The organism is Amycolatopsis sp. NPDC051045, assembly GCF_040682955.1.
Taxonomy (GTDB): Bacteria; Actinomycetota; Actinomycetes; order Mycobacteriales; family Pseudonocardiaceae; genus Amycolatopsis.
Genome location: NZ_JBFBCC010000006.1, coordinates 255,620 through 281,066, shown reverse-complemented (window position 1 = coordinate 281,066; position 25,447 = coordinate 255,620). Strand labels below are relative to the sequence as shown.

The following is a 25,447-nucleotide window of genomic DNA, read 5'->3' as shown; positions in this document are numbered from 1 at the left end:
CGTCTTGAAGCACACGAAACTCCGGGCCGCGGTGGTCACCGCCGTCCTCTCGCTCGCGTTCGCCCTGGTCGGTACCCCCGCCCAGGCCGGGCCGCAACCCTTCTGGACGTCCGATGCCATGCGGGCGGCCGTTCCGATGGACTCGCTCGTGAAGAGCCCGGCCTTCACGCCCCAAGACGTCGCGCGCGGGCAGAGCGCCGTCATCCGGAGCATTCCGAACGGCGGTGGCGCCTGGACCGGGGGTGGCAAGGTCACCCAGACCGCCGGGCGGGTGTTCTTCCTCTTCAACGGCCAGAAGGCATCCTGCTCCGGGGACGCCGTCACCAGCACCAACGGCAGCGTCGTCGTCACCGCCGGGCACTGCGTGAAGTACCAGGGCACCTGGCACACCCAGTGGGTGTTCGTGCCCGGCTACAACAACGGCAACGCTCCCTACGGCCAGTGGACGGCGAAGACCACGCTCACCACGCCGCAGTGGGAAGCCAGTGAGGACATCAACTACGACGTCGGCATGGCCGTGGTGAACCCGCTCGACAGCCAGCGGCTCACCGACGTCGTCGGTGCGCAGGGCATCGCCTTCAACCAGCCGAAGAACCAGAGCATGTACACCTTCGGCTACCCGGCCGCCGCGCCCTACGACGGCACGAAGCTGATCTACTGCAGCGGCACCACGTTCACCGACTTCCTGCTGACCCAGGACCACGGCATGCAGTGCAACATGACCGGCGGCTCCAGCGGCGGGCCGTGGTTCCTCTCGTTCAACGAGGGCACCGGCACCGGCGTGCAGGCCTCGGTGAACAGCTTCGGCTACAACTTCCTGCCCGGCTACATGTTCGGGCCGTACTTCGGCACCGACGCCCAGAACCTGTACAACCGCGCGCAAGCCGCGTGACCCCACGTCAGCCCAGGGGCGGAGCCGTGGTTCCGGTCCCTGGGCTGACGTTCGCGCGCTCCGGGTGAACCAGGCTCGGGGCATGCGAAAAACCTTGGTCGCGCTGGTTTCCCTGACACTGCCCCTGCTCGCCACGCCCCCGGCGGACGCGGCACCGGGATTGGAGTGGACGTCCCCCTGCCCGGACTACGGCATGTCGCCGTCCCCGACCGCCGGGCTCGAATGCGCCACCCTGCGCGTGCCGCTCGACTACGCGCACCCCGGCCGCACCATCGAGCTGACCCTTTCCCGGCACGCCGGCACCCCCGGCAAACGCCGCGGCGTGCTGCTGATGAACCCCGGCGGGCCGGGCAGCCCCGGGCTCGCCATGCCCGCCCAGCTGCTGCAGCGGATGGGCGGCTCCGGCCTGCCGGACGCCTACGACGTCATCGGGTTCGACCCCCGCGGCACCGCCTACAGCACGCCGGTCACCTGCGACATGACGCCGGAGCAGGGCGGCGCGGTCCTCGGCCCGTACGCGGACTCGCCGCGGGACGTCGTGGCCACCGCGGCGAAAGCGCGCGTCGTGGCGGAGAAATGCGGCCGGGCGTCCACAACGGACCTGCTGCCGCACATGACGACCGCGAACACCGCCCGTGACCTCGACCGGATCCGGGAAGCGCTGGGGGAGAAGAAGATCTCCTACTACGGCGTTTCGTACGGCAGCTACCTCGGTGCCGCCTACGCGTCGATGTTCCCCGGCCGCGGCGACCGGATCGTGCTCGACAGCGTGCTCGGCCCGCGGGGTCTCGACGTCCGCGCCAACCAGCGCTTCGCCGAAGGGTTCGACGACCGCTTCCCGGACTTCGCCGCGTGGGCCGCGCAGCGCGACGACAGCTACCACCTGGGCCGGACGCCGGCGGCGGTGACGGCGAAGTTCTTCGAGCTCGCCGCCGTCCGCGGGCCGGAGTTCCGGGCGAACACGTGGAACGGGCTCTACGACGACGGATCGTTCCCCGCGCTGGCCCGGGACTGGGCGGGCACCGCGCGCGCCGCGGCGGGGCCGCTCGACGGGGACAACCACGCCGCTCTGCAGCTCCAGGTGCTCTGCAACGACTCCGACTGGCCGGAGCAGGTCGGTTACTACCAGCGCGCGGTCGAACGCGAACGGGCGCGGCACCCGATGTTCGGCCCGGCCGCGGCGAACGTGAACCCGTGCGCGTTCTGGCCCGTCGAGCGCGCGGAACCGCCGGTGCGCGTGGGCGGTCCCGGCCCGGCGAACGTGGTGCTGGTGCAGAACCTGCGCGACCCGGCGACCCCGTTGTCCGGAGCACGGGAGACCCGGGCGGCGTTCGGGGCCCGCGCGCGGATGGTGACCGTCGACGCCGGGGGGCACGGTGTCTTCACCCGGGAAAACGCTTGCGGCAACGCGGTGGTACTGAGCTATTTGCGTGACGGGGTCTTCCCCGCGGCGGATGGTTCCTGCCAATCTGGCCGGTGAGGGGGTCGTTTCCCCCTCTGCGAAAAACGAGGGGAAAAATCATGAAAAGAATGGTGTTCTTCGCCGTGTCCGCGCTGGCCGCGGTCCTGCTGGCCGCGTCGCCGGCGTCCGCACAGCCCGCGCGTCCGGGACCGATCTGCATTCCGGAAGCCCTCTGGCTCCGCGGAACGGACGGGACCGCGATCTGCATGGCGGCGCCGAATCCGTCGATCACGCCGCCGTTCGCCGCGTATTCCGAAAGCAACGGCAGCCAAGACGCGTGGTGCCTGTTCTCCCGGCCGGATTATGCCGGGTTCGCGGTGCGGATCCCGGCGTTCTCGGGGGCCAACGTGCGGGTGACGGTCGCCTCGGCGCGGCCCTGCTGAGGACCGGGGTCAGGTCAAGGCGGTGAGCAGCGCCCAGTAGCCGCCTCCGCCGACGACGACGCCCATCACCAGCCCGGCCAGCACCTCCTGGGTGGTGTGGTCGCGCAGCTCGACGCGCGACCACGCCACCCAGGCGGCCGCCCCCGCGAGCAGCAGCGCCCACGGGCCGTACGTCAGCGCCAGCACCACGACCGCGGCCGAGGCGACCGCGGCGTGCAGCGAGATCTTGAACTTCGCGCCGAACGTGATCGCCACCGCGACCACCAGGCTCGCCAGCATCGACGCGGCCAGCGCGACCAGCTGCGCGGGCGCGCCACCGGCCAGGAGCACGGCGAAGCCGAGGCCGAGCGACACCCCGGCGACCAGCAACGGGACCCGGCGCCCCGCCCGGTTCGTCACGTGGTGGCCGTCCCACTTGCCGCGTTTCGCCCCGCGGACGATCACCGCCATGGGGATCAGCGAGCCGGTGACGGCGATCAGCAGTCCCCAGCTCAGCGTGGGGAGCGGCCGGTGGCCGGTGGCGGCCCAGGCGACAGCGAGGGGCAGGGTGAGCACCCACACCCAGGGGGCCAGGACCTCGGTGGCCAACCGGGCGAAGCGACGCACGGCGGGAACCTTATCCTGGTCGGTGTGAACTGGACTGTGGACGTCCCCGTCGACACACTGCCCGAGCTGCCGCCGCTGCCGCCCGAACTGCGGGCGCGGCTCGACAAGGCGCTGGCCCTCCCGGCCGCGCAGCAGCCGGAGTGGCCCGACCCCGAGGCGACCCGGCGGGTCCGCGGCGTGCTGGAGAGCGTGCCGCCGATCACCGTCCCGGCCGAGATCGACCGGCTCAAGGGCCGGCTGGCGATGGTCGCCCGCGGCGAAGCCTTCCTCCTGCAGGGCGGCGACTGCGCGGAGACGTTCGAGTCCAACACCGAGCCGCACATCCGGGCCAACCTGCGCACCCTGCTGCAGATGGCGGTCGTGCTCACCTACGGCGCGAGCCTGCCGGTGGTCAAGGTCGGCCGCATCGCCGGCCAGTACGCGAAGCCGCGGTCGGCCGCGACGGACGCGCTGGGCCTGCCGGTGTACCGGGGCGACATCATCAACTCGCTGGTCGCCAAACCCGAACTGCGCGTGCCCGACCCCGGCCGGATGATCCGCGCCTACGCGAACGCGGGCGCCGCGATGAACCTGGTCCGCGCCCTGACCGGCGCCGGCATGGCCGACCTGCACCAGGTGCACGACTGGAACAAGGACTTCGTGTCCGCGTCGCCGGCGGCGCAGCGCTTCGAGGCGCTGGCCAACGAGATCGACCGCGGCCTGCGGTTCATGAGCGCCTGTGGCGTCACCGACACGTCGCTGCAGTCGACCGAGATCTTCGCCAGCCACGAGGCGCTGCTGCTCGACTACGAGCGCTCCATGCTGCGGCTCGACAACGCGGACGCGGCGAACCCGAAGCTGTACAACCTGTCGTCGCACTTCCTGTGGATCGGCGAGCGGACCCGCCAGCTGGACGGCGCGCACATCGCGTTCGCCGAGCTGCTGGCCAACCCGATCGGGTTGAAGATCGGCCCGACGACCACGCCCGACCAGGCCGTGGAGTACGTCGAGCGGCTCGACCCGCGCGCCGAGCCGGGCCGGCTGACGCTGATCGCCCGGATGGGCAACGGCAAGGTCCGCGAGGTGCTGCCGGCGATCGTGGAGAAGGTCGAGGCGTCCGGGCACAAGGTCATCTGGCAGTGCGACCCGATGCACGGCAACACCCACGAGTCGTCCACCGGCTACAAGACCCGTCACTTCGACCGCATCGTCGACGAGGTCCAGGGCTTCTTCGAGGTCCACAACCAGCTGGGCACCTACCCGGGCGGCATCCACGTGGAGCTGACGGGCGAGGACGTCACCGAGTGCCTGGGCGGCGCCCAGGAGATCTCGGACGTCGACCTGTCGGGCCGCTACGAGACGGCCTGCGACCCGCGGCTGAACACGCAGCAGTCGCTGGAGCTGGCGTTCCTGGTCGCGGAGATGCTCCGCGGCTGAGCCGGGCCCGGAGGGGTCAGGAGGCGTCGAGGAGCCGGGCGGTGGACTTCAGGACCGCGTCCCGCAGTGAGCCCACGTCCGGCACCGCCTTGCCGTTGACCTGCAGGCCGACGTGGACGGAGTCGCGGTACGTCGCGACCGCGATGCCGACCGCGTGGCGCGGGGCCAGCGGCACGAACGGGTAGATCTCCGCCACGCGGACGCCGTCGAGCGACAGCCGGGCCGGTGGCACCGGCACCGTCGTGATCACCAGGTCGAACAGCATCGGCGCCGCCCGGCCCGCCGTGCGGGTGCCCAGGCGGTGCAGCAGCGGCGGGACGCGGTCGGCGAGCAGCGGCAGGGCGCCGGCGCCCCGGCTCGGGCCCGCCGCCTTGTTGCGGGTCATCGCCCGGCGGACCACCCGCAGGCGCTCGACCGGGTCGTCCTCGCCGACCGGCAGGTCGCACAGGTAGCCCGAGAGCTTGTTGCCGCCGAGCTGCGTACCCGCCCGGCCGCGCACGCTCACCGGGATCAGGGCGCGCAGCGTGCGGCCGTCGGCGCGCTGGCCGCGGTTGACCAGCCACTCGCGCAGCGCGCCGGACAGCACCGCCAGCACGACGTCGTTGGTCGTGCCGCCGTGTGCGCGGCGCACCCGGCGCAGCTCGGGCAGCGGCAGCCGCACGAACCCGAGGCGCCGTTCGGCGGACAGCGGTGCCGAAATCGGTGAAAGCGGCGGACGCGCGGCCCGCACGACCGACGACGCGATCCCCGCGGCTTCGTTCGCCTGGCCCCACACCGAGCCCAGCGCGCCCTTCACCGTGTCCAAAGTGGAGCGTGGCGCCGGGATCGAGCGGGGTGGCGCGGAGGTCCTCGCGGGCTGTTCGACGCCGTCGAGCAGCCCGGCCGCGATCGCGTACGCCCCGGCGCCGTCGGTCAGCGCGTGGTGCAGTTTCAGCAGCAGCGCGAACTTCCCGCCCGGCAGGCCGGTGACCAGGGTCAGGTCCCACAGCGGCCGGGACGTGTCGAGCGGCTCGGCGATCCACTGCGACGCGTACGCCGCGAGGGGGTCCGGTTCGTACAGGGAGCTCAGGGGCACGTGGTGAACGTGTTCGGCCGCAACGAAATCCGGGTCGTCGGCCCAGCTGGCCGAGCCGGGCGGGAACAGCTCCGCGCGTGCCCGCTGGCGCAGCTTCGGCAACCGGGCGGCCCGTTGCGCGAGCAGCGCCGTCAGCGCGGCCGGATCCACCGGGCCGCGGGCGGTGAAGGTGACCACCGCACCCATGTGCATCGGAGAGGTTTCGCTTTCCAGGCAAAGGAAAGCGACGTCGAGTGCGCTGAGCGGCGAGCCTGCCATGGGCGACCTTTCCGGGTTCGCGGGGGCGCACGGCCACGTGCGTCGGAAGGGAAGGAACCCACTGCACCAGCCCGACGTGACGGCCGGGTGGTCGAAGTGTTTCCACCACGCTAACGAGCGACCCCGTTCCGCCATTCGAGACACCCCGGGCCACGGTGCCCCGGCTCACAGCTCAAGAAAGGGCTCATTCCCCTGGAGCATGCCCGGGTTCTTCCGCCCGGGCCACCGGCGTGCCCCAATCGGGGGTGAGCGCGACCTGCTTGCCGACGCGGCGCACCGGCAGGCCGTTCACCTGCCGCTTGCCGAGCCCCGGCCAGATCTCCGCAGCGCCCTTGGCCGCGGCCCGGATCGCGCCGCCGTCGAGCGTCGTGCGGGTCTCCGGGATCTCCCGGTCCGCCCACTGCACGACCAGCTTCAGCGGGCCGGCCGAGGGCAGCGGCCACAGGAACACCTCGTGCTCGACGGCGAACCGCGTGCCGCCGACCGGGTGCGCCCGCAGCACCGGGGCGTCCGGTTCGGACGCGGACGGCACCGAGATCGTCTCGGAGCTCGCCCGGCTGCCGTCGGCGTAGAGCACGCCGAGGAGCAGCCCGTTGTAGTCGGGTTTGCGCCGGTGGTCGATCAGCCCCTCGGCGGGGTCTTCGACCAGGCTGTCGCGGGAGTAGACCGTGACGCGCAGTGTCAGCGCCTCCGGCCACACCTCGATGACCCGCAGCGCGACCACGGTGCGCTCGGACCGGCCCAGCGGCTGCGCCCACGGCAGCACGGCCGGGACGATGTACTCGCGCGGCGGATCGGTCCAGTGCCGGCCGCTGAACGCGTAAAGCTCCTGCTCCGGCACGGGGAACAGGGGACGCTCACGGGGACCGCCGGCGAAGAAGCTCATCGGACGGCCCGGGACGCACGGTCCGGAACCATGCGCCCACGGTAGGACAAGCGAGCGGGAATTTCCGCCCCCGAACGGGGGTACGGCCCCTGCGGCCCGTGATCCGGGACACAGAGGCCGTACACCGAGAGTAATTGGTCAGTCGCTCAGCTTGAGTTCGCCGTTGCGCCGGGCGCTCTCGGCCGGCTCGGGGTCCGCCGGCTTGCCCATGGCGTCCATCAGCTGGCGGGCCAGGCCGAGGCCGGTCCCGCCGAGCGACAGCGCCTTCGCGAACATGTCGGACATGCCGTCGGCGCCGTTGAGCACGACCATGTGGTCGATATTGCCGAACGCGCTCGCACCCGCCTCGACGATCTCCGGCCAGCGCTCGGCCAGCTGCTGCGCGACGACGGCTTCCTGGTTCTCGGCCAGCGCCGCGGCGCGCGCCTTGATGGCGTCCGCCTCGGCCAGGCCCTTCGCCCGCGCCGACTCCGCTTCGGCGAGACCCTTCGCCTTGGCGGCCTCCGCCTCGGCGAGACCACGGGCCTTGGCCGCGGCCGCCTCGGCTTCACCGGTCGCCCGGGTCGCGCCCGCCATGGCCTCGGCACGCGCCTTCGTGGCCTGCGCCTCGGCCTCGGCGGCCGTCTTCACGCGGGTCGCGTCCGCCGCGGCCCGAAGCTCGGTCTCCTTCGCCTCGGCCTGGGCCTTCGCGATCGAAGCGTCACGAGCGGCGTCGGCCGCCGTCCGCGTGTCGTACGCCTTCGCGTCGGCCGGCTTGCGGACCTGCGACTGCAGCCGCTGCTCGGCCAGTGCCGCCTCCAGCTCGGCCGCCCGCGTCTCCTGGACGACGACCTCCTGGCGCGCGGTCGCCTCGGCCAGCGGACCCGACTGGGACATCTTCGCCCGCGCCTGGTCGACCTCGGCCTGGTAGCCGGCCTGCTGGATCTGGCTTTCGCGGACCGCGGCCGCCTTCTTCGCCGCGGACATCTGCTCGACCTCGGCGGCTTCCTGGTCACGCTGCGCCTCGGCGATGCGGGCCGACGCGGCGATCGCGGCGGCGTGCGGCTTGCCGAGGTTGAGGATGTAGCCGGACTCGTCGTCGATCTCCTGGATCTGCAGCGAGTCCACGATCAGCCCGAGCTTGATCATCTCCGTGGCCGAGGACTGGCGCACCTCGCCGGTGAGCGCGTCCCGGTTGTGGATCATCTCCTCGATGGTCAGCCCGCCCACGATCGAGCGCAGGTGCCCGGAGAAGAGCTCGTGGATCGTGTCGTTCATGCCCTTCTGCTGGTCCAGGAACCGGCGGGCGGCGTTGGCGATCGAGGCGAAGTCGTCGCCGACCTTGTAGATGACGACGGCCCGCACGGTGACCGGCAGCCCTTGCTTGGTCACGCAGGAGACCTGCAGGTTGACGCCGCGGGTGTCGAGCGACAGCCGCCGGGCGGTCTGGAAGCCGGGGATGACGTTCACCCCGCGGCCGGTGATGATCTTGAAGCCCAGGCTGTCCGCGGTGTCCGCGCGGTCGACCCGGACTCCCAGCCCGGAAATGATCAGCGCTTCGTTCGGCTCGGCGACCTTGTACAGCAGCCGCAGGACCCCGAAGATCAAGATCAGCACGGCGACGAGCCCGCCCGCGGCGTACAGCAGGATTTCCACGAGACTCATGGCACCGACCCCCTCGTTCTTTTCTGTTGTGCGTGTTGGTGCCTCTTCTACGCCGTCAGCGCCTCAGGGGTTGCCACCGTTCGACGTAAACCGTCCGCGGGGGTTCGAAGTCCACCACGAGCACCTGGGTACCGGAGGCGAAGGTCTCGTCCGGGTCGGCCGGGTAGGCGTAGAACGCCTCCGTGCCGCCCCGGACGTTCAGGAGCACTTCGCCGACGAGGCCGGGGCCGATCTTGCCGGTCACGCGGCCTCGGCTGCCGATCATCCCCCGAAGCCCTTCAGCTTGACCTTGGAGTTCTTCGCCACGAACGTGCCCGGCTCCGGGTCCTGCTGGAAGACGAAGTCGAACCCGCCGCCGTTGCCGCGGCCGCGGCCGCCGTCGCGGTCGGCCTTCAGGCCGGCCTGCTCGAGGATCCGCTGGGCGTCCTCGAACGACTTGAACCGGACGTCCGGCACCTGGACGGCGTTGTTGACGAACACGCCGATCCGCTTCGCCTTCGCCTGCGAGTTGGCGGGCGGGTCGGTCCGGGTGACGGCGCCGCCCGGAACTTCCTGCTTGAACTCCTCGCCCGCCTGGAACGGCTCGAACCCGGCCTGCTGCAGCAGCTGGAACGCCTCGTCCTTGGACCGGCCCGTGACGTCCGGGACCGGCGGCAGCGGGATCGGGCCCTTCGACACGATGATCGTGACCTGGCCGCCGATGGTGAGCTGGCTGCCCGCCGACGGCGACGTGCGGATGACCGCCCCCTGCGGAACGTCGGCGTCGAAGTCGTCGGTCCCGCGGACCGGCGTCAGCTGGGACGCCTTGATCGCCTGCTCGGCGTCGGGCAGCGCGGTACCCGGCCGGATGTCCGGCACCGCCGGGCGGCCCTTCGACAGCACCACCGACACCGTCGCGTTCGGCGACAGCGGCGTGCCCTCGGCGGGGTCGGCGCGCAGGACGGTGTTCGACGGCGCCGTGTTGTCGTACTCCTGGCTGAACTGCGGGGTCAGCTTCACCGCCCGCAGCGCGTCGCCGGCCGCGGCCTGGTTCAGCCCGACGAGCCTCGGCACGCGCGCGGTCTTGTCCCCGCCGGTGTCGGTGAGGATGAAGACGAACGCCCCGATCAGTCCGCCGAGCAGCAGCACCGCCGCGGCGATCACGAAGATCCGCTTCCGGTTGTCCTTCGGCTTCTCCGGCTCGGGCCGGCTCCGCCGCCGCGGCGGCGGAGCCGGGTGCACCGGTGGCACCTGGCCGGTCACCGGGGGAGCGGCGTGGGTCAGCGCCCGCGTCGCGTTCGGGCGGTGCACCGGCATCGTCTTCTGGTTGTCCGGCACCTGCGGGATCCGCGGCAGCGTGCGCTCGGTGTCGGCGAGGTCGCCCTGGCCGTGGGAGACCGGGATCGGCACGGTCACCGGCAGCAGGCCCAGCTGGGCGCGCACGGCAGTCAGTTCGGTCAGGAACTCCCCGGCGTCGGCCGGGCGCAGCTGCGGGTCCCGCCGCGTCGCGCGCATGACCAGTTCGTCCAGGGCCGGCGGCAGGTCCGGGCGCAGCTCGCTCGGCCGCGGCACGTCGTCGTTCACGTGCCGGTACGCCACCGAAAGCGCCGTGTCCCCGGTGTAGGGCGCCCGCCCGGTGAGCATTTCGTAGAGCAGGATCCCGGCCGAGTAGACGTCGCCCCGTGCGGAGGCCGCGCCGGTGGTGACCTGCTCGGGGGAGAGGTAGGCGACCGTGCCGAGGATGACGCTCGAACTGGTCGTGCCCGCGCTCGCCACGGCCCGCACCAGGCCGAAGTCCGCGACCTTCACTGCCCCGCCGGTCTGCTGCCCCACCCGGCCGATCAGCACGTTCTCCGGCTTCACGTCCCGGTGCACGAGCCCGGCCCGGTGCGCGGTGGCCAGCGCCGACAGCACGGGTTCGGCGACGCTCAGCGCCAGCGCGACGTCCAGCGGGCCCTGGTCGTCCAGCAGGTCGCGCAGCGTCCCGCCGTCCACCAGCTCCATCACCAGGAACGCCAGCCCCGACTCCGCACCCTGGGGCAGGTCGAAGCCCTGGTCGTGCACGGCCACGACGTGCGGGTGGTGCAGCTGCGCCGCGGACTGCGCCTCCCGCACGAACCGGTCCACGAACGACCGGTCGTCCGCGAACCGCGGATCCATGATCTTGATCGCGACCGGACGGTCCAGCCGGGTGTCCGTCCCCCGATAGACGGAAGACATTCCGCCGCGGGCGAGCAGCCGGTCCACCCGGTAGCGGCGCTCGAGGAGCGTGCCGACCAGGCTGGGTTGGGTGCGTGTCACGAGTATGGATCGTACGGAACCGCGCACGCCTCGTGGAGGAGACCTGGCGGGTCACCCGTGCGTACTAGCGGGTGAGGGGACGCAATGTGGCACAGTGTCACCTGTGAGTGGGATTCCTGTCGCCAAAGACATTCTCGACACCGCCATCGCGGTCCTCCCCGTGCCGGAGGTGGCGCGCGTCCTCGGGACCTCGGCCAACAAGGTCCGGCAGATGCTGCGCGACGGGCAGCTGATCGCGCTGAAGCGCGGCGGTGAGCTGTGCGTGCCCAGCGCCTTCTTCGTCAAGGACGGGATCGTCAAGGGGCTCGCGGGGACGATCACCGTGCTCGCCGACTCCGGGTTCAGCCGCACGGAGATGCTGCGGTGGCTGTTCACCACGGACGACACGCTGCCCGGCAACACGCCGGTCAACGCGCTGCGGACCAGCCACGGCACCGAGGTCAAGCGGCGCGCCCAGGCCATGGCGTTCTGACCTGCGGAGAAAGGTCGCCGCGGCCGTCAGCTGGACGGCGGCGGCGATCAGCAGGCAGGCCGGGAGCGACCACGTCGCGAGTGGTCCGGCGAGGGCCGCTCCGGCCGCCAGACCGGTGATCTTCACGCTCGCCGCCGTCGTGAACACCTGCGCGCGCACGTGCTCGGGCGCTTCGCGGTGGCGGATCGCGAACAGCGCCGTGAGCTGCGGGCCTTCGGCGAACCCGGCCAGCACGGCCGCCGCCACGAGCAGCGTGACGTCGTGGGCGCTCGCGGCCAGCGCGGCACTGGCGGCGAGGATCAGGGTGCTGAGCCAGACCGTCCGGTCGGGGGCCCACGGCAGCGGTTTCTTCGCGAAGACCGCGTTGGCCAGCAGAGACGCCACGGCCAGGACGGTCAGCAGCAGCGCGCCGTCCGCCGGGCCGCGCAGGTGCCTCGCCCCCAGCAGCGGGTAACAGACGGTGACCATGCCGATCCCGGCGCAGGAGATCGTCGAGGCGAGGGTGGCCCGCCTCAGCGGGGCGTTGCGGACGAGGACTCTGAAGCCGTCCTTGAGGCGGGTCTTCGTCGGTGTCCGCTTCGGCAGGGACCACGCCACCGGGACCGCGACGGCGACCAGGCCGACCGCGGCGACGAGCCCGGCGGACCCGCCGAGCAACCCGGCCAAGCCGGGGCCGGCGAGGGCGGCGGCGGTGAAGGTCATGGCGTCGAGGCGGCTCGCCCGCGGCAGCGCGGGCCCGGCGACCGCGGGCAGCTGGGCGGTCCAGCCGCCCGCGATGGCGGGGTTGAGCAGGCCGGTCCCGACCGCCACCGCGACGACGGCTTCGAGCGGCAGGTGCCCGAAGACCGCGGCGACGAGCGCGATCCCGCCGGCGTAACCCGCGAGGGCGGTGGCGAGCAGCCGTCCCGGAGCGGGGCTGCGGTCGAGCAGCGCCCCGAACACCGGCCCGCCGACGGCGGCCGCCGCGGTCAGCCCGGCGAGCAACGCCGAGCCGGCGTGCGGGCTCAAGGTCAGCCCGAGCAGGAGGAGGGCGGGTCCGGACAGCTCGTCACCGGTCCGGGCGAGCGTGGCGCCGACGAGGTACCCCGCGTAACGGCTTGACATGGTCGAGACGTTACAGTGGGGGATGGCTTTTCCGCACCGGGATTCCGTGCAGCGCGCTGTCGATCTGTTGGCCGTGCTGCTGGTCCCGTCCCCCGACCCGGCCTCGGTGGCCGGGGTACTGCGTGAGCACGGCGAACCGGAACTTCCGCTGTCCCCGGAAGACGTCGTCGAGCTGCGCGCGGCGGCCCTGGAGCTGCGCGAAGTGTTCGCAGCGCCTGACGTCGCTTCGGCGGCTTCGGCGCTGAACGCGTTGTTCCTGAAGTACGCGGGTCCACCGCGCCTGACCGACCACGAAGACGGGTACGGCTGGCACCTGCACATCGACGCGGCCGACGACGGGCCGTGGGGAGCGTGGCTGGTGACGTCGTCGGCGCTGGGGCTGGCGTCGCTGCTGGCGGAGCGTCAGGGAGTGCCGGGCGGGCTGTGCGCGTCACCGTCGTGCGGGAAGCCGTTCGCCCACACCGGCGGCGGCAGCCCGCGGCGGTTCTGCTCGCCCCGCTGCGCGACCCGCGAACGCGTCGCCGCGTACCGGGCGCAAAAGCCGTGAATACCACCTTGAGGGACGCTAAGTCCTGAAGGTGGCATTCACGGCTTTGGGTCAGCGGGAGCCGGCTGCGCTCAGCTGTTGGTCTTTTCGCGCCAGGCGATCCACTTCTCCAGCGCGCCCAGGTCGTAGTCCGGGCCGCCCACGCCGACGGTGAACGTCGTGACGCCCAGCTCCAGGAGCTTCGGGCCCAGCTCGTCCGGCTCGCCCTCGACGCCGCACGAACGCTCGATCTCGGCCGGGTCGCGGCCGACGTCCGCGCAGTGCTGGTCGAGGATCTTGACCTTGCGGGCGACGACCTCCGGGTCGCCGAAGCCGTGCCAGATGTCGCCGTGCTTGGCCACCAGCTTCAGCGTCTTCTTCTCGCCGCCGCCGCCGATCAGGACCGGGATCTTGCGGGTGGGGGCCGGGTTCAGCTTGCCGAGGCGCGACTCGATGCGCGGCAGCGACTCCGCCAGGTCGTCGAGCCGGCCGCCCGCGGTGCCGAACTCGTAGCCGTACTCCTCGTAGTCCTTCTCGAACCAGCCCGAGCCGATGCCGAGGATGAGCCGGCCGCCGGAGATGTGGTCGACCGTGCGGGCCATGTCGGCCAGCAGCTCGGGGTTGCGGTAGCTGTTGCACGTCACGAGCGCGCCGATTTCCACGCGGGACGTCGATTCCGCCCACGCGCCGAGCATCGTCCAGCACTCGAAGTGCATGCCGTCCGGGTCGCCGTAGAGGGGGTAGAAGTGGTCCCAGTTGAAGACGATGTCGGCGCCGAGGTCTTCGGCGGCCGACGCGGTGCGCCGGATGGTGTCGTAGTCGGCGTGCTGCGGCTGGAGCTGCAGGCCGATCCGGATGCGTCGTTCGGTCATGATCACAGCCTACGACCGGCGCCGAACGTTTCGCGCGCCCACGTCGCGGCCAAGGGCGGTAGTGCGACCACCAGTCTCCGCCGCTTCGGCACCACGGCCCGCCGCGTCAGGATGTCGTAGTCCAGCGCGACGATCTCGTCGAGGATCCCTTCGTACAGCGTCAACGCCGCCCGCACGCAGGGCCGCGATTCGGGGCGCAGCAACGCGACACCGGCTTCGGCGCGCCGGTACACCGCCCGCGTCCGCGCGACGAAGTACGCCAGCGCCGCCCGGATCCGCGGGTCGGGACGCCGCTGCTCCAGCAGCTCACGCGAGACGCCGAACGCGGCCAGCTCCTCCAGCGGCAGGTAGAGGCGGCCGCGGTCGAGGTCCTCGCCGACGTCGCGCAGGAAGTTCGTCAGCTGGAACGCCTCACCGAGCGCGATCGCTCCCGGCGAAGCGTCGGCCGGCGGGCCGACCGTGCCGAACACCGGCAGCATCTGCAGCCCGATCACCGCGGCCGAGCCGTACATGTATTCACCCAGGTCGGTGAAGGTCGCGTACTCGGTGGGCTCGAGGTCCCTGCGCATGGACTCGAGGAACGCGTCGAACAGGTCCCGCGGGAGGCCGTACCGGCGCACCGTGTCCGACAGCGCCACCAGCACCGGGTCGTCCGGTGTCCCGCCCGCGAAGACGACGTCGACCATGGCCGCGACGCGGTCCAGTTCGGCCGCCGGATCGCTGCCGGGTGCCGGGTTGTCGACCAGCTCGTCGGCCATCCGCGCGAACCCGTACAGCGTGTGCGCGCCCGCCCGGGCCCGGGCGGGCAGCAGCCGCGTCGCGAGGAAGAACGTGCGCCCGTAGTGGGCGTTGATGTCGCGGCACGCGGTGTAGGCGGCGCGCAGGGCCGGGTCGGTGATGCCCGCGGCGTCGAGTTCGTTCACCGGCCGGTGATCCTTCCCGCGGCGAGCCGTCCGGAGATGAGCACCGGCGGGATGCCGACGCCCGGGGTGGTGCCGCAGCCGGCGAGCACCACGTTGCCCGCCGCGCGCACCAGGTTCGCCGGCCGGAACGGGCCCGTCTGCGCGAACGTGTGCGCCAGCGAAAACGGCGTCCCGGCGGCCAGCCCGCGCGCCGCCCAGTCCGCCGGGGTGATCGTCTCGTCGACGGTGAACTCGTCGCCGAAGCCGGCCAGTCCGCGCGCCTCGAGCGTGCGGAGCAGCTCTTCGCGGTACGGCCCGCGGACGCGGTCCCAGTCGATCGGCCCGCGGCTCAGGTTCGGCGCGGGCGCGAGTACCGAGACGATCTCGCCGCCGCGCCCGGCGAGCCCCGGGTCGGTCGCCGTCGGCCGGGTGACCAGCAGCGACGGGTCGCTCATGAGCTTCCCCTCGCGGATGATCTCGGCGAACGTCCGCTCCCAGGCGTCGCCGAAGAAGATCGTGTGGTGGCCGAGGTCCCACGCCTTGGCGGCGCGGCCGTGCAGGACCACGGCGGACGGCGAATAACGCAGTGGCAACGGACGGCGGGGCCGCGCCCCGAGGAGCCGGTAGGCCGTGCTCAGCTCGGTGGCCAGCACGACGGCGTCGCAGGCGATCCGCTCGCCCGAGCGCGTCCGGACCGCGCGCACCCGCGAAGACACCCGCTCGAGCCACGCGGCTTCGGTGCCGAACCGCACGTCCGCGCCCGCCCGGGCCGCCGCGCCGGTCATCGCGCGGCCGATCTCGCCCATCCCGCCTTCGGGGTAGTAGACGCCGCCGACGGTGTCCATGTAGGCGATGACGCCGTACGCGCCGATCGCGCGGGCCGGGTCGAGACCCGCGTAGAGCGCCTGGAACGTGAACAGCCGCCGGACCCGCTCGTCCCGCAGGTACCGGGCGACGCGGGGGCCGAGCCGGGCGAACCCGCCCAGCGCGCCGAGCTTCGCCAGTTCGGGGCGGGCCAGGTCGAACGGCGAGTCGAAGTTCGCCGCCAGGAAGTGGTCCTTCTGGACGGTGTACAGCTCGGTCAGCCAGCGCCGCAGCGCCCGGTAACCCGCTGCTTCGCGGGCGCCGGCGAAGGCGCGGATCTCGGCCTCCATCGCGTCGCCGTCCGTGCGCAGCGCCAGCTCGCGACCGTCGGCGAACCGCGCCCGGTACGCCGGATCCAGCCTGGTCAGGCGCAGGTTCTTGGCCAGGGGCTCGCCGACCGCGGCGAACGCCTCCGCCAGGAGCTCCGGCATGGTCAACACGCTCGCACCGGTGTCCACGGCGTTGCCGTCGAAGCTCCGCTGCCCGGCCCGGCCGCCCGGGACGTCCGCCTGTTCCAGGAGCGTGACCCGGCGTCCCGCGCCGAGCAGGTGCAGCGTCGCCGAAAGCCCGGCCAGCCCGGCCCCGATCACGACGACGTGGTCGGCCGGACCGTCGATCCGCCGCACGTCAGTACGTCCGCTGGGTGGCCTTGACGACCAGCCCCGTCAGCGCCTCGGGCGCGGGCTCGGCCAGGTGCGCGCGCTCGAGCGCGGCCATCGCCGCCGTCGTCAGCTCGTCGATCCGCCGCTCCACGGCGTCGATCGCGCCGACCTGCTGCAACGCCATCCGGACGGTTTCGACGCCCTCGTCGGACAGGTCCGCGTCGCCGATCGCGTCCGCGATCACCGTCGCCGCGGCGTGCTCGCCCTTTTCCGCGGCGAGCTGCAGGCCGAGCGCGACGAGCAGGGTGCGCTTGCCCTCGCGCAGGTCGTCGCCGGCGGGTTTGCCGGTGACCGACGGGTCGCCGAACACCCCCAGCAGGTCGTCGCGCAGCTGGAACGCCACCCCCACTTCGCCGCCGAACTCCAGCAGCGTGGCGATCAGCTCCTCCGACGCCCCGCCCAGCGCGGCGCCCAGGTGCAGCGGCCGCTGCACGGTGTAGGCGGCGGTCTTGAGCCGGTCGATCTTCAGCGCGGCCTCGACGGAGGCGTCCCCGGTGGCCTGCGTGCGGACGTCGAGGTACTGCCCGGCGAGCACCTCGGTGCGCATCGCGCGCCAGGCCGGGCGGGCCGCGGCCAGGGTCTGCGCCGGCAGCGGCGCCTCGGCGAACATGTCGTCGGCCCAGGCCAGCGCCAGGTCGCCGACCAGCACCGCGGTGGCCAGCCCGAACGTCGCGGGCGAGCCGAGCCAGCCCCGGTCGGCGTGCAGCTTCGCGCCCGCGATGTGCACCGTCGGGAAGCCGCGGCGGGAGTCGGAGGAGTCGATGAGGTCGTCGTGGATCAGCGCGCACGCCTGGATCAGCTCCAGGCTGGACACCGCCTGCAGCACGCCCTCGGCGTCCGCGCCGGCCGGATCGCCGCCCGCGCCGCGCCAGCCCCACCACGCGAACGTCGGGCGCAAGCGCTTGCCACCACTCAGCACGAACCCGCGCAGCGCGTCGATCCCGGCGGCCACGGTCGGCTCGGTGGCCAGGATCGCGGTACCCGCCCGATCGAGGAACCCGGCCAGCGCGCGCTCGACGTGGACGGGCAGGTCGGTGTCGGCGGCGGGCGCGTTCATGCCCGTAATACTCGCCGAACCCGCGGGCGCGGGAGCCGCCGGGGCACCCCGATGTGGCGAATCAGACTCCGGCCGTGGCCGCCCAGAACGGCCCGGTGAGACCCGCTTCGGCGAAGTAAGCGGCCGCGTCGTCCGGTTCGCGCCGCCGGTAGCCGCGCTCCAGCCGCCCCGCGTACCAGCCGCGGGCGAGCTGCCAGAGCGTGGCCAGGTCCAGCACCGCTCCCTTGGTCCGGCCGGTTTCCGCCAGCCAGGCGTCCACACAGGACTCGCGGCAGAAGAGGCGCTGGTGGGCGCAGGTGTGCAGCACGTCGTCCCACATCCGCGCCGCGGGCACCAGGAAGTGCGCCATCTGGCCGCCCTCGGGCGGCGCCGTCCGGTTCACCACCAGCGCGTGCGGCTGCCCGCAGCCGGGGCAGCGGGTCGCGACGAGCACCTCCGGCTCGCCGTCGACCAGGTGGGGGATGGCGAACGAGTCCCACGCGCAGCCGCCCCACCACAGCGTGGCCGAGCCCATCACGGAGAAGCCGAGCGACTTCGCGGCGAACGGGTGGGCCAGGACGACGTGCTCGCACTCGTCGAGCACCAGGTGGTGGGCGCCGGCGAGGCGGTGCAGGGCCTGTTTCGCGACGGCCAGCGACCCACCCGCGGCGTCGGCCAGCTCCGGGGCGGCCGGCGCGCGGCCGTGGCGGGCGAAGGCGTGGTAGACCGCGAGGCGCACATCCTCGTCCCAGCTCGTGTCGTCGTCCCTCACCGCTCCAGTTTAGTCGTCGAAGGTGACTCGAATGACTGTCTCGCGAGGCGGACGGGGGCTCCCGGATACCGGGCGGTGGCCCTTAACATGCGGGTATGACGTCGGTGATCGAGCGGTTGCGAGGAGAAGGGCCGAAGTTCTCCATCGAGTTCTTCCCGCCCCGGGACACGGCGGACGAGGCCGTCCTCTGGAAAGCCATCCGGGAGCTCGAGCCGTACGACCCGGCCTACATGTCCATCACCTACGGCGCCGGCGGCTCCAGCCGCGACGGCACGATCCGCAGCATCGCCCGTGTCGCGACCGAGACGACGCTGGTGCCGATGGCGCACCTGACCGCGGTCAACCACTCCGTCGCCGAGCTGCGCAACGTGATCGGCTGGTACGCCTCGGTCGGCGTCCGCAACATCCTCGCGCTGCGCGGCGACCCGCCGGGCGACGTCTACGGCGACTGGATCCCGCACCCCGAGGGCCTCAACTACGCCGAAGAGCTGGTGCAGCTCGTGCGCGAGCTGGGCGACTTCTGCGTCGGCGTGTCGGCGTCCACCTACGGCCACCCGCGCTCGCCCGACCTCGACACCGACACGAAGTACCTGGTCCGCAAGCTGCGGGCGGGCGCGGACTTCGCGATCGCGCAGCTGTTCCACGACGCCGAGGACTTCCTGCGGCTGCGCGACCGGGTGGCCGCGACCGGCTGCGACGTGCCGGTCCTGCCCGGCGTGATGCCGCTGACGACGCTGCGGACGCTGCAGACGACGATCAAGCTGTCCGGGGCGCCGGCGCCCCGGAAGCTCCTAGACCGGCTCGAACCGCTGGCCGACGACCCCAAGGCGTTCCGCGCGGAGGGCATCGACGTCGTCACCGAGCTGTGCGAGAAGCTGATCGCCGAAGGGGTGCCGAACCTGCACTTCTACACGTTCAACCGGTCGAAGGCGACGCGCGAGGTGATCGCGAGGCTGGGGCTGGTCCCGGCTCGCGCTTGAGGCCGGGACGACCCGCGCTCCGACTGAAGTCCGTACCACCGGGCACAGGGGGCCCGGTAGCGTGCGGCGCATGGCTTCTACTGCTTCCGAAGGCGTGCACGAGATCTGTGACCGCTACGTCGACGACTACGTGGCCGTGGACCCGGTCGCGGCGACCGTCCACGGCGTCCTCGGCCACGACCACCAGCTGACCGACTATTCGGCGGACGGGTTCGCCGAACGCGCCGGGCTGGCCGCGCGGGCGCACGCCGCCGTCGCCGCTGCCGAGCCGCGGGACGCCGCCGAGCGGGCGGCGAAGGCCGTGTTCACCGAGCGCGTCGGCCTGGAGCTGGAGATCCACGAGGCCGGCCTCGACGTGGCGAGCCTGAACGTCATCGCCAGCCCGGTGCAGGACCTGCGGATGGTGTTCGACCTGATGCCGCTGGACACCGAGCGGGACTGGTCGGTCGTCTCGGCCCGGATCGGCGAGGTCCCGCGCGCGCTCGCGGGCCTCCGCAGCGGCTTGCTTTCGGCGGCCGACGCGGGGCACGTCGCGGCGCTGCGGCAGGTCGCGAAGGTCGCGGAGCAGTGTGAGACGTGGGCAGGCCTGCAGGAGGAGACGGGCTTCTTCACCGAGCTCGTCGACGGCGCGTCTGCGCAGGGCGAAGCGTTGAAGGCGGATCTCGCGCGCGGCGCGCGGGCCGCCGAGGAGGCGTTCGCGGAGTTCGCCGGGTTCCTGCGGGCCGAGCTGGCACCGAAGGCCCCGGTCAAGGACGCCGTCGGCGAGGACGTCTACCGCCTGTGGTCCCGGTACTTCGTCGGCGCCGCCCTGGACCTGCGCGAGGCCTACGAGTGGGGCTGGGCGGAGTTCGCCCGGATCGAGGCCGAGATGCGCGCGGTTGCGAACCGGATCAAGGCGGGCTCGACCCCGGCGGAGGCCGCGGCGATCCTGGACGCCGACGCGCGCTACCGCGTCCGCGGCCGCGCCGAGTTCGAGGCGTGGATGCAGCGCCTGTCCGACGACGCGCTGAAGTCGTTGCGCGGCAAGCACTTCGACATCTCCGACCGGGTGATGGCCCTGGAGTGCAAGATCGCCCCGCCGGGTGGTGGCGTCGGCGCGTACTACACGGCGCCGAGCGAAGACTTCGCCCGCCCGGGCCGCATGTGGTGGTCCCTGCCCGCCGGCCGCGACGAGTTCGTCACCTGGCGCGAGACGAGCACGGTGTACCACGAGGGAGCTCCGGGCCACCACCTCCAGATCGCGACGGCGGTGGACCAGTCGGGCGGGCTGAACAAGTACCAGCGGCTGATGGCGTTCACGTCGGGCCACGCGGAGGGCTGGGCCCTGTACGCGGAGCGCCTGATGGAGGAACTGGGCTACCTGTCCGACGACGGCGACCTGCTGGGCATGCTGTCGGAGCAGCTGTTCCGCGCGGCCCGGGTGGTCGTCGACCTGGGCATGCACCTGGAGCTGACCATTCCGGCGGGCACGGGGTTCCACGAGGGATCGCGCTGGACGCCGGAGTTGGGCCTGGAGTTCATGCTGACCCGCACGATCACGGACCAGGCCCACGTCCGCGACGAGATCGACCGGTACCTCGGCTGGCCCGGCCAGGCCCCGGCGTACAAGATCGGCGAGCGCCTCTGGCTCGCGGCGCGGTCGGAGGCCCAGGCGCGGGCGGGGGCCGGGTTCGACATCAAGCGGTTCCACACGGAGGCGTTGAAGATGGGCGGGATGGGGCTGGACACGTTGCGGGAGCAGCTGGCCGGACTGGACTGAGTGTTCGTGGGCGGGGTCACCGGAAAACCGGTGGCCCCGCTTCGCGTATCCCCGTTAGGTTTGCTCCGTGCGCCGAATCCTTTTCGTCACCCCACCGCCTCGCGCCTGAGCGGGGTGGTCCCTCGCCGCGTGGTCTTCAGGGCCCGCGGCTGCTTCGTCTTGCGCACCGCCCCGCGTCGTCGATCTCCCTTTCCTTCGACGCAGGAGCGTTCCCTTGCTGTCTTTGCCCACGCGCGCCCGTTCTTCGGCCGCGCTCGTCTTCGCCGGTGTCCTGTGGGGCACCGGCGGCCTCGCCGGCTCGCTGCTCGGCGAACTCGCCGGCCTCCACCCGCTCGCCGTCGCCGCCTACCGGCTGCTCGTCGGCGGTGGCGTCGCGACCCTCTTCGTCGTCCTGAAAGGCGGCGCCCTCCCGCGCACCGCGGGCGCGGCCAAGCGCATCGCCGCCGTCGGCGGGCTTTTCGCCCTGTTCCAGGCGAGCTACTTCGCCGCCGTCGCGCTCAGTTCCGTCAGCATCGCGACCATGACCACGATCGGCGCCGCGCCCGTCATCGTCACCCTCGCCGGCGTGCGGAAACCCCGTCGCTGGACGCTGGTGTCGGTGGCCGGCACCGTCGCCGGGCTGGTGCTGCTCCGCTGGTCGCCGGAGGCACCCGCGCACCTGCTGGGCGGCCTCGGCTTCGCGCTGCTCGCGGCGGCCGGCTTCGCGACCCTCACCCTGGTCACCGCGAAGCCGGTCGAAGGCCTGGAGCCGCTGCCGACGACGGCGTTCGGCTGCCTCACCGGCGGCCTGCTGCTGCTCCCGGTCGCGAGCTGGTCCGGCATGGCGATCCCGCTGCACGCGGACGTTCTCGCGGTCGTCTGCTACCTCGGCGCGGTCCCCACCGCGCTCGCCTACGCCGCGTACCTGCGCGGACTGGCGGACGCGCACCCGGTGCTCGGCGCGCTGTCGGCCGTGCTCGAGCCGCTGACGGCCGCGGTGCTGTCCGCCGCGCTGCTCGGCGAACGGCTGAGCGTCACGGCGTGGTGCGGCGCCGCCGTGCTGGTCGCGGCGCTGGTCGTCGGCTACTGGCGCCCGGAACCGCGCTGAAGCTCGCTGCCCCTCGGCTCAGCGCGGGTCGAGGGGCAGCGCCCGCCCCAGGATCGCGAACGGCCGCGGGTCGCCGGCGAAGTGGTAGTCGCGCAGGACGTCGACGAAGCCGGTGCGGCGGTAGAGCTTCCACGCCCGGCTGGTGCCCTCGGGCGTCGACAGCAGCACGTTCGCGTTCGGGACGCCCTCGAGCAGGCTGCGCAGCAGGTCTTCGCCGATCTGGTGGCCCTGGTTCTCCGGCCGGACGTGGATCTCGGTCAGCTCGAAGTAGTCCGACAGCCAGCGGTCGGCCTCGGCGGCCCCGGACCGGCGGCTCAGTCCGTGGCGCACCTGCTCGTGCCACCACTGCCCGGCCCGGCCGCGGTAGCCGTAGGCCACGCCGAGCAGGACGTCGTCGGCGTCGAGCGCGGCCATGCAGCGCCAGCCCTCACGCAGTGCGTGGGTGAGCCACATCGGCGCGCGCTGCTCGGCGGTGCCCGCCGGGTACCGCATCGCCCGGACGTAGATGTCGAGCGCTTCGGGCAGGCGGGCGCGGAACTCCTCCGCGGAGAGCTGGACGTAGCGGGAGCAGCCGGCGGGCATCGCGGTCACGGCTGCCCATCTTCCTCGCCGCCGGCGAGCGCGCCCGGGGTGCCCCCGGTCAACGCCACCAGTTCGGCGAAGGTCGTGGGGAAGACGGCCTTCGGGTGCCCGGCCGCGGCCCACACGACGTCGTGGGCGCGCAGCGCGGTGTCGACGAGAGTCGGCAGCGGCTCGGGGTGCCCGACCGGGGCGACGCCCCCGATCGGCTGCCCGGTGTGCGCCCGCACGAAGTCGGCGTCGGCCTTGCCGATTTCGGCCCCGGCCAGCCGGGCGAGGGTCGCCGGATCCGCCCGGTGGGCGCCGGAGGTGAGCGCGAGGAGCGCGTTTTTGTCGGACCCCAGGCGGAAGATGAGGCTGTTGGCGATGGCCCCGACGGGCACGCCGAGTGCTTCGGCCGCCTGAGCGGCGGTCCGGACCTCGGCGGGCAGGACACGGATGCCCTCGGCGGCGGCGTGCTGCCCGGCTTCGGCCAGCGCGGCCGCCACCTTGGCGACGGCGGGGTGCTCCAGCGAACTCATGAACCCTATGAGATCACGCCACCGATCCGGTGTCCCGCACCACGTCCGGGGATGGCCCCCTGGGGTTGAGCGCGCACCGGGTCCGGGGTTACTCTGGAAATTGTTCGAACAAGCGTTCGACATCTGGTGAGCGCGCACCGGTCAGGTGCCCGGTACCGGGACGGGGGAAGCGTCTCGGCACCGGGCCCCCGATCGGGCTCACCCCGCGCAGGAGGAGGGTCGTCATGTCCGTCAAGGTCGTGTCCCCCACGGATCCCGGGCAGTCCGAGCTGCCCATGTCGCTGCGCCCGCAGCCGGCCCCGGCCCCGGCCGGCCCGCACCGCGGGCGGTCCCGGCAGTGCTTGTCGGCCGAGCCCCGGCCGCGTTCGTCGGCCCCGGCGGTGGACTCCGGGCAGCCCCAGCTGCCGATCTTGCTGTGCTCGTCGACTCCTGCTGCGGAATCCGGGCAGTCCCGGCCGGTGGCTGCTGATGCGGCTTCCGTCCGGTCCGAGCGGCCGGCTTCGGGGCAGTCCCGTCCGGTGGCTGCCGGTGCGGACTCCGGTCAGTCCGAGCTGCCGGTCCTTGCGGGCTCGGCGCAGTCTCGGCGGCCTGTGGCGTCGTCTCCGGCGGCCAGGCCGGTGGCTGCCGGTGCGGCCTCTGACTTGCCGATCCCTGCCGACCCGGGCGAGGCCCGGTCCGCGGTGGCGTCGTCTCCGGCGGCCCGGTCGGTGGCTGTCGGCGCGGGCTCTGACTTGCCGATCCCTGCCGACCCGGGCCAGGCCCGGTCCGCGGTGGCGTCGTCTCCGGCGGCCCGGTCGGTGGCTGCCGGTGCGGCCTCTGACTTGCCGATCCCTGCCGACCCGGGCCAGGCCCGGTCCGCGGTGGCGTCGTCTCCGGCGGCCCGGTCGGTGGCTGTCGGCGCGGCCTCTGACCTGCCGATCCCTGCCGACCCGGGCCAGGCCCGGTCCGCGGTGGCGTCGTCTCCGGCGGCCCGGTCAGTGGCTGTCGGCGCGGCCTCTGACCTGCCGATCCCTGCCGACCCGGGCCAGGCCCGGTCCGCGGTGGCGTCGTCTCCGGCGGCCCGGTCAGTGGCTGTCGGCGCGGCCTCTGACCTGCCGATCCCTGCCGACCCGGGCCAGGCCCGGCCGTCCGTGGCGTCGACTTCCGCTGCCGCCGGCTCCGAGCAGCCCGAGCTGCCGATGGCGCTGCGCCCGCCCGGCGCGGACTCCGACCAGTCCCAGCTCCCCATGTCCCTGCGCCCGCCCGCTTCTCCGGCGGCCGCCGGCCTGCTCGCCCAGGCGCGGCGCGGGCTCGCCGAGGCCGAGCGGGAAACCCAGCCCGCCGAGCGTTTCATCGGCGCCTACCTCGCCGCGCTTCGGGGCGCCGCCGCGGTGCTCACCGCGCGAGGACGTCCGCACCGGGGGCGGGCGCGTCCCGCCAGCACCTGGGTGCTGCTCGACTCCGTCGCTCCCGAACTGCGGGAGTGGTCCGCCTTCTTCGCGAGCAACTCGGCCACGCGCGCCGCCGCGCAGGCCGGCATCACCGGCAAGGTCACCGCGGAGTCGGCCGCCGGGCTGGTGCGGGCCGCCGCGCCGTTCCTGGAACTGGTCCGCCGTCTGGTGCACGGCCTGCCGATCACCGGGGAAGCCCATGTCGCGTGAGCACGGCCCGGTCGACCAGGGGCGGTTGCTCACGGCGTTGGGAATCGAAGGCAGGCTGCTGGCCGAGGCCGTGCACGCGGCGCCGACCGAGGCCCCGGTGCCCGCCTGCCCGGGCTGGTCGATCGGCGAGGTCGCCCGGCACGTCGGGAGCATCTACCGGATGATCCGGCGCCGGCTGGCCGAGGGCCGGAGCCCCGACGACTGGCCGCGCGACCCCGAGCCGGGCCAGAGCCTGCAGCAGTTCCTGGAAGCGGGCCTGTCCGAACTGCTCGACGAGCTCGCCGCGCACGACCCGGAGGAGCGCGCCGACACCTGGTGGCCCGCGGACCGGACGTACGGGTTCTGGCGCCGGCGGATGCTGCACGAGACCGTCGTCCACCGGGTGGACGTCGAACAGGCGGCCGGTGGGGACTCGCACGGCGTGCCCGACGACGTCGCGATCGACGGCATCGACGAGGTGCTGACCCTGTGGTTCGGGCAGAAGCTGCCGATGCTCGGCCTGACCGGCACGAAGGCGGGCTCGGTCGGCGTCCGGGCCGGTGCGCACAGCTGGATCGCGCGAGCCGGACCCGTCACCACGGACGCCTGGCGCTGTTCGGCCGAGGAGGCCGAGGCCGCGGACGACGTGGTCACGGCTCCACCCGCGCAGATCTACCTGTGGCTCTGGGGGCGGGCGTCCCTGACCTCGGTGACCGTGCGGGGCGTGCACGACCAGGCGGCCCAGCTCTGGGCGCTGCTGCGGCTCGCGACCCGATGACCCGGCCGGTGG

24 protein-coding genes and 1 pseudogene are annotated in these 25,447 nt (G+C 73.1%); 11 read left to right on the top strand and 14 right to left on the bottom strand.

All coding sequences use genetic code 11. The features are described from left to right. The first annotated feature begins 4 nt into the window (after positions 1-4). The 3 genes from AB0M80_RS17665 to AB0M80_RS17655 all read left to right on the top strand — a co-directional run bounded on the left by AB0M80_RS17665 (position 5) and on the right by AB0M80_RS17655 (position 2,737). Positions 5-892, top strand: coding sequence for a peptidase (locus AB0M80_RS17665; RefSeq protein ID WP_364565401.1), 888 nt, complete (start codon positions 5-7; stop codon positions 890-892). A gap of 82 nt (positions 893-974) precedes the next feature. Then, complete coding sequence (locus AB0M80_RS17660) at positions 975-2,372, top strand: alpha/beta hydrolase (protein WP_364565398.1); 1,398 nt, start codon at positions 975-977, stop codon at positions 2,370-2,372. Positions 2,373-2,413: 41 nt separating this feature from the next. Further along, a complete protein-coding gene (locus AB0M80_RS17655; protein WP_364565396.1) occupies positions 2,414-2,737 on the top strand; it encodes a hypothetical protein in 324 nt (107 codons plus the stop codon). 9 nt (positions 2,738-2,746) lie between these two features. On the opposite strand, the gene AB0M80_RS17650 is transcribed toward AB0M80_RS17655, so the two are convergent. After that, complete coding sequence (locus AB0M80_RS17650) at positions 2,747-3,343, bottom strand: phosphatase PAP2 family protein (protein WP_364565393.1); 597 nt, start codon at positions 3,341-3,343, stop codon at positions 2,747-2,749. Between the two features lie 24 nt (positions 3,344-3,367). On the opposite strand from AB0M80_RS17650, the gene AB0M80_RS17645 reads away from it, so the two are divergent. After that, the gene (locus AB0M80_RS17645; protein ID WP_364565390.1) at positions 3,368-4,759 is read left to right on the top strand and encodes a class II 3-deoxy-7-phosphoheptulonate synthase; all 1,392 of its coding nucleotides are present in this window, start codon (positions 3,368-3,370) and stop codon (positions 4,757-4,759) included. Between the two features lie 16 nt (positions 4,760-4,775). Here AB0M80_RS17645 and AB0M80_RS17640 read toward each other — a convergent pair whose 3' ends face one another. The 5 genes from AB0M80_RS17640 to pknB form a co-directional block, all read right to left on the bottom strand. Continuing rightward, on the bottom strand, positions 4,776-6,092 hold the full coding sequence (locus AB0M80_RS17640; RefSeq protein ID WP_364565388.1) for a wax ester/triacylglycerol synthase family O-acyltransferase: 1,317 nt from the start codon (positions 6,090-6,092) through the stop codon (positions 4,776-4,778). 184 nt (positions 6,093-6,276) lie between these two features. Continuing rightward, on the bottom strand, positions 6,277-6,978 hold the full coding sequence (locus tag AB0M80_RS17635; protein WP_364565385.1) for a hypothetical protein: 702 nt from the start codon (positions 6,976-6,978) through the stop codon (positions 6,277-6,279). Between the two features lie 138 nt (positions 6,979-7,116). After that, on the bottom strand, positions 7,117-8,622 hold the full coding sequence (locus AB0M80_RS17630; RefSeq protein ID WP_364565382.1) for an SPFH domain-containing protein: 1,506 nt from the start codon (positions 8,620-8,622) through the stop codon (positions 7,117-7,119). A gap of 55 nt (positions 8,623-8,677) precedes the next feature. Then, positions 8,678-8,887, bottom strand: a complete 210-nt coding sequence (locus AB0M80_RS17625) for a hypothetical protein (protein WP_364565381.1) — start codon at positions 8,885-8,887, stop codon at positions 8,678-8,680. Then, the gene (pknB, locus tag AB0M80_RS17620) at positions 8,884-10,902 is read right to left on the bottom strand and encodes a Stk1 family PASTA domain-containing Ser/Thr kinase (RefSeq protein ID WP_364565379.1); all 2,019 of its coding nucleotides are present in this window, start codon (positions 10,900-10,902) and stop codon (positions 8,884-8,886) included. The genes AB0M80_RS17625 and pknB overlap by 4 nt, the downstream gene beginning before the upstream one ends. Positions 10,903-11,005: 103 nt before the next feature. Between pknB and AB0M80_RS17615 the strand changes: the two genes are divergently transcribed. Then, on the top strand, positions 11,006-11,374 hold the full coding sequence (locus tag AB0M80_RS17615; protein ID WP_364565798.1) for an Rv2175c family DNA-binding protein: 369 nt from the start codon (positions 11,006-11,008) through the stop codon (positions 11,372-11,374). 375 nt (positions 11,375-11,749) lie between these two features. Here the strand turns inward: AB0M80_RS17615 and AB0M80_RS17610 are convergent. Further along, positions 11,750-12,478, bottom strand: a pseudogene (locus AB0M80_RS17610) (MFS transporter); the annotation flags it as partial. 22 nt (positions 12,479-12,500) lie between these two features. Here AB0M80_RS17610 and AB0M80_RS17605 point away from each other — a divergent pair. Next, positions 12,501-13,025, top strand: coding sequence for a CGNR zinc finger domain-containing protein (locus AB0M80_RS17605; protein ID WP_364565376.1), 525 nt, complete (start codon positions 12,501-12,503; stop codon positions 13,023-13,025). Positions 13,026-13,096: 71 nt separating this feature from the next. Here AB0M80_RS17605 and AB0M80_RS17600 read toward each other — a convergent pair whose 3' ends face one another. The 5 genes from AB0M80_RS17600 to merB all read right to left on the bottom strand — a co-directional run bounded on the left by AB0M80_RS17600 (position 13,097) and on the right by merB (position 18,112). Continuing rightward, entirely contained in the window at positions 13,097-13,876 is a 780-nt protein-coding gene (locus AB0M80_RS17600; protein WP_364565374.1) for an LLM class F420-dependent oxidoreductase, read from the bottom strand. Between the two features lie 2 nt (positions 13,877-13,878). Next, positions 13,879-14,799 carry a phytoene/squalene synthase family protein gene (locus tag AB0M80_RS17595; protein WP_364565372.1) on the bottom strand — a complete coding sequence of 307 codons (921 nt, stop codon included), beginning with the start codon at positions 14,797-14,799 and terminating at the stop codon, positions 13,879-13,881. Further along, positions 14,796-16,268 carry a phytoene desaturase family protein gene (crtI, locus tag AB0M80_RS17590; protein ID WP_364565369.1) on the bottom strand — a complete coding sequence of 491 codons (1,473 nt, stop codon included), beginning with the start codon at positions 16,266-16,268 and terminating at the stop codon, positions 14,796-14,798. The genes AB0M80_RS17595 and crtI overlap by 4 nt, the downstream gene beginning before the upstream one ends. 1 nt (position 16,269) lies before the next feature. Continuing rightward, positions 16,270-17,361, bottom strand: a complete 1,092-nt coding sequence (locus AB0M80_RS17585; RefSeq protein WP_364565366.1) for a polyprenyl synthetase family protein — start codon at positions 17,359-17,361, stop codon at positions 16,270-16,272. Between the two features lie 61 nt (positions 17,362-17,422). Further along, positions 17,423-18,112, bottom strand: coding sequence for an organomercurial lyase (gene merB / locus AB0M80_RS17580; protein ID WP_364565364.1), 690 nt, complete (start codon positions 18,110-18,112; stop codon positions 17,423-17,425). Between the two features lie 95 nt (positions 18,113-18,207). On the opposite strand from merB, the gene AB0M80_RS17575 reads away from it, so the two are divergent. From AB0M80_RS17575 to AB0M80_RS17565, 3 genes are all read left to right on the top strand, one after another. Further along, positions 18,208-19,092 carry a methylenetetrahydrofolate reductase gene (locus AB0M80_RS17575; RefSeq protein WP_364565361.1) on the top strand — a complete coding sequence of 295 codons (885 nt, stop codon included), beginning with the start codon at positions 18,208-18,210 and terminating at the stop codon, positions 19,090-19,092. 70 nt (positions 19,093-19,162) lie between these two features. After that, complete coding sequence (locus AB0M80_RS17570) at positions 19,163-20,851, top strand: DUF885 domain-containing protein (RefSeq protein WP_364565358.1); 1,689 nt, start codon at positions 19,163-19,165, stop codon at positions 20,849-20,851. Between the two features lie 217 nt (positions 20,852-21,068). Then, on the top strand, positions 21,069-21,938 hold the full coding sequence (locus AB0M80_RS17565; protein WP_364565796.1) for an EamA family transporter: 870 nt from the start codon (positions 21,069-21,071) through the stop codon (positions 21,936-21,938). An 18-nt stretch (positions 21,939-21,956) separates the two neighbouring features. Here AB0M80_RS17565 and AB0M80_RS17560 read toward each other — a convergent pair whose 3' ends face one another. Together AB0M80_RS17560 and AB0M80_RS17555 are read right to left on the bottom strand one after the other, a co-directional pair. Continuing rightward, positions 21,957-22,529: a GNAT family N-acetyltransferase gene (locus tag AB0M80_RS17560; protein ID WP_364565355.1), complete on the bottom strand. Its 573-nt coding sequence runs from the start codon at positions 22,527-22,529 to the stop codon at positions 21,957-21,959. Then, positions 22,526-23,038, bottom strand: a complete 513-nt coding sequence (locus AB0M80_RS17555) for a YbaK/EbsC family protein (RefSeq protein WP_364565352.1) — start codon at positions 23,036-23,038, stop codon at positions 22,526-22,528. The genes AB0M80_RS17560 and AB0M80_RS17555 overlap by 4 nt, the downstream gene beginning before the upstream one ends. A gap of 1,178 nt (positions 23,039-24,216) precedes the next feature. On the opposite strand from AB0M80_RS17555, the gene AB0M80_RS17550 reads away from it, so the two are divergent. Further along, entirely contained in the window at positions 24,217-24,678 is a 462-nt protein-coding gene (locus AB0M80_RS17550; protein WP_364565794.1) for an SAV_6107 family HEPN domain-containing protein, read from the top strand. After that, positions 24,668-25,435, top strand: coding sequence for a maleylpyruvate isomerase family mycothiol-dependent enzyme (locus AB0M80_RS17545; protein WP_364565349.1), 768 nt, complete (start codon positions 24,668-24,670; stop codon positions 25,433-25,435). Before AB0M80_RS17550 ends, AB0M80_RS17545 begins: the two co-directional genes overlap by 11 nt. The last annotated feature ends 12 nt before the right edge of the window (positions 25,436-25,447 follow it).

Coding starts and splice junctions, on each gene's coding strand:
- AB0M80_RS17660 (WP_364565398.1), top strand. CDS start 975: ATGCGAAAAACCTTGGTCGCGCTGGTTTCCCTGACACTGCCCCTGCTC.
- AB0M80_RS17655 (WP_364565396.1), top strand. CDS start 2,414: ATGAAAAGAATGGTGTTCTTCGCCGTGTCCGCGCTGGCCGCGGTCCTG.
- AB0M80_RS17640 (WP_364565388.1), bottom strand. CDS start 6,092: ATGGCAGGCTCGCCGCTCAGCGCACTCGACGTCGCTTTCCTTTGCCTG.
- AB0M80_RS17635 (WP_364565385.1), bottom strand. CDS start 6,978: ATGAGCTTCTTCGCCGGCGGTCCCCGTGAGCGTCCCCTGTTCCCCGTG.
- AB0M80_RS17630 (WP_364565382.1), bottom strand. CDS start 8,622: ATGAGTCTCGTGGAAATCCTGCTGTACGCCGCGGGCGGGCTCGTCGCC.
- AB0M80_RS17625 (WP_364565381.1), bottom strand. CDS start 8,887: ATGATCGGCAGCCGAGGCCGCGTGACCGGCAAGATCGGCCCCGGCCTC.
- AB0M80_RS17605 (WP_364565376.1), top strand. CDS start 12,501: ATGGCTTTTCCGCACCGGGATTCCGTGCAGCGCGCTGTCGATCTGTTG.
- AB0M80_RS17600 (WP_364565374.1), bottom strand. CDS start 13,876: ATGACCGAACGACGCATCCGGATCGGCCTGCAGCTCCAGCCGCAGCAC.
- AB0M80_RS17585 (WP_364565366.1), bottom strand. CDS start 17,361: ATGAACGCGCCCGCCGCCGACACCGACCTGCCCGTCCACGTCGAGCGC.
- AB0M80_RS17575 (WP_364565361.1), top strand. CDS start 18,208: ATGACGTCGGTGATCGAGCGGTTGCGAGGAGAAGGGCCGAAGTTCTCC.
- AB0M80_RS17570 (WP_364565358.1), top strand. CDS start 19,163: ATGGCTTCTACTGCTTCCGAAGGCGTGCACGAGATCTGTGACCGCTAC.
- AB0M80_RS17555 (WP_364565352.1), bottom strand. CDS start 23,038: ATGAGTTCGCTGGAGCACCCCGCCGTCGCCAAGGTGGCGGCCGCGCTG.
- AB0M80_RS17550 (WP_364565794.1), top strand. CDS start 24,217: ATGGCGCTGCGCCCGCCCGGCGCGGACTCCGACCAGTCCCAGCTCCCC.
- AB0M80_RS17545 (WP_364565349.1), top strand. CDS start 24,668: ATGTCGCGTGAGCACGGCCCGGTCGACCAGGGGCGGTTGCTCACGGCG.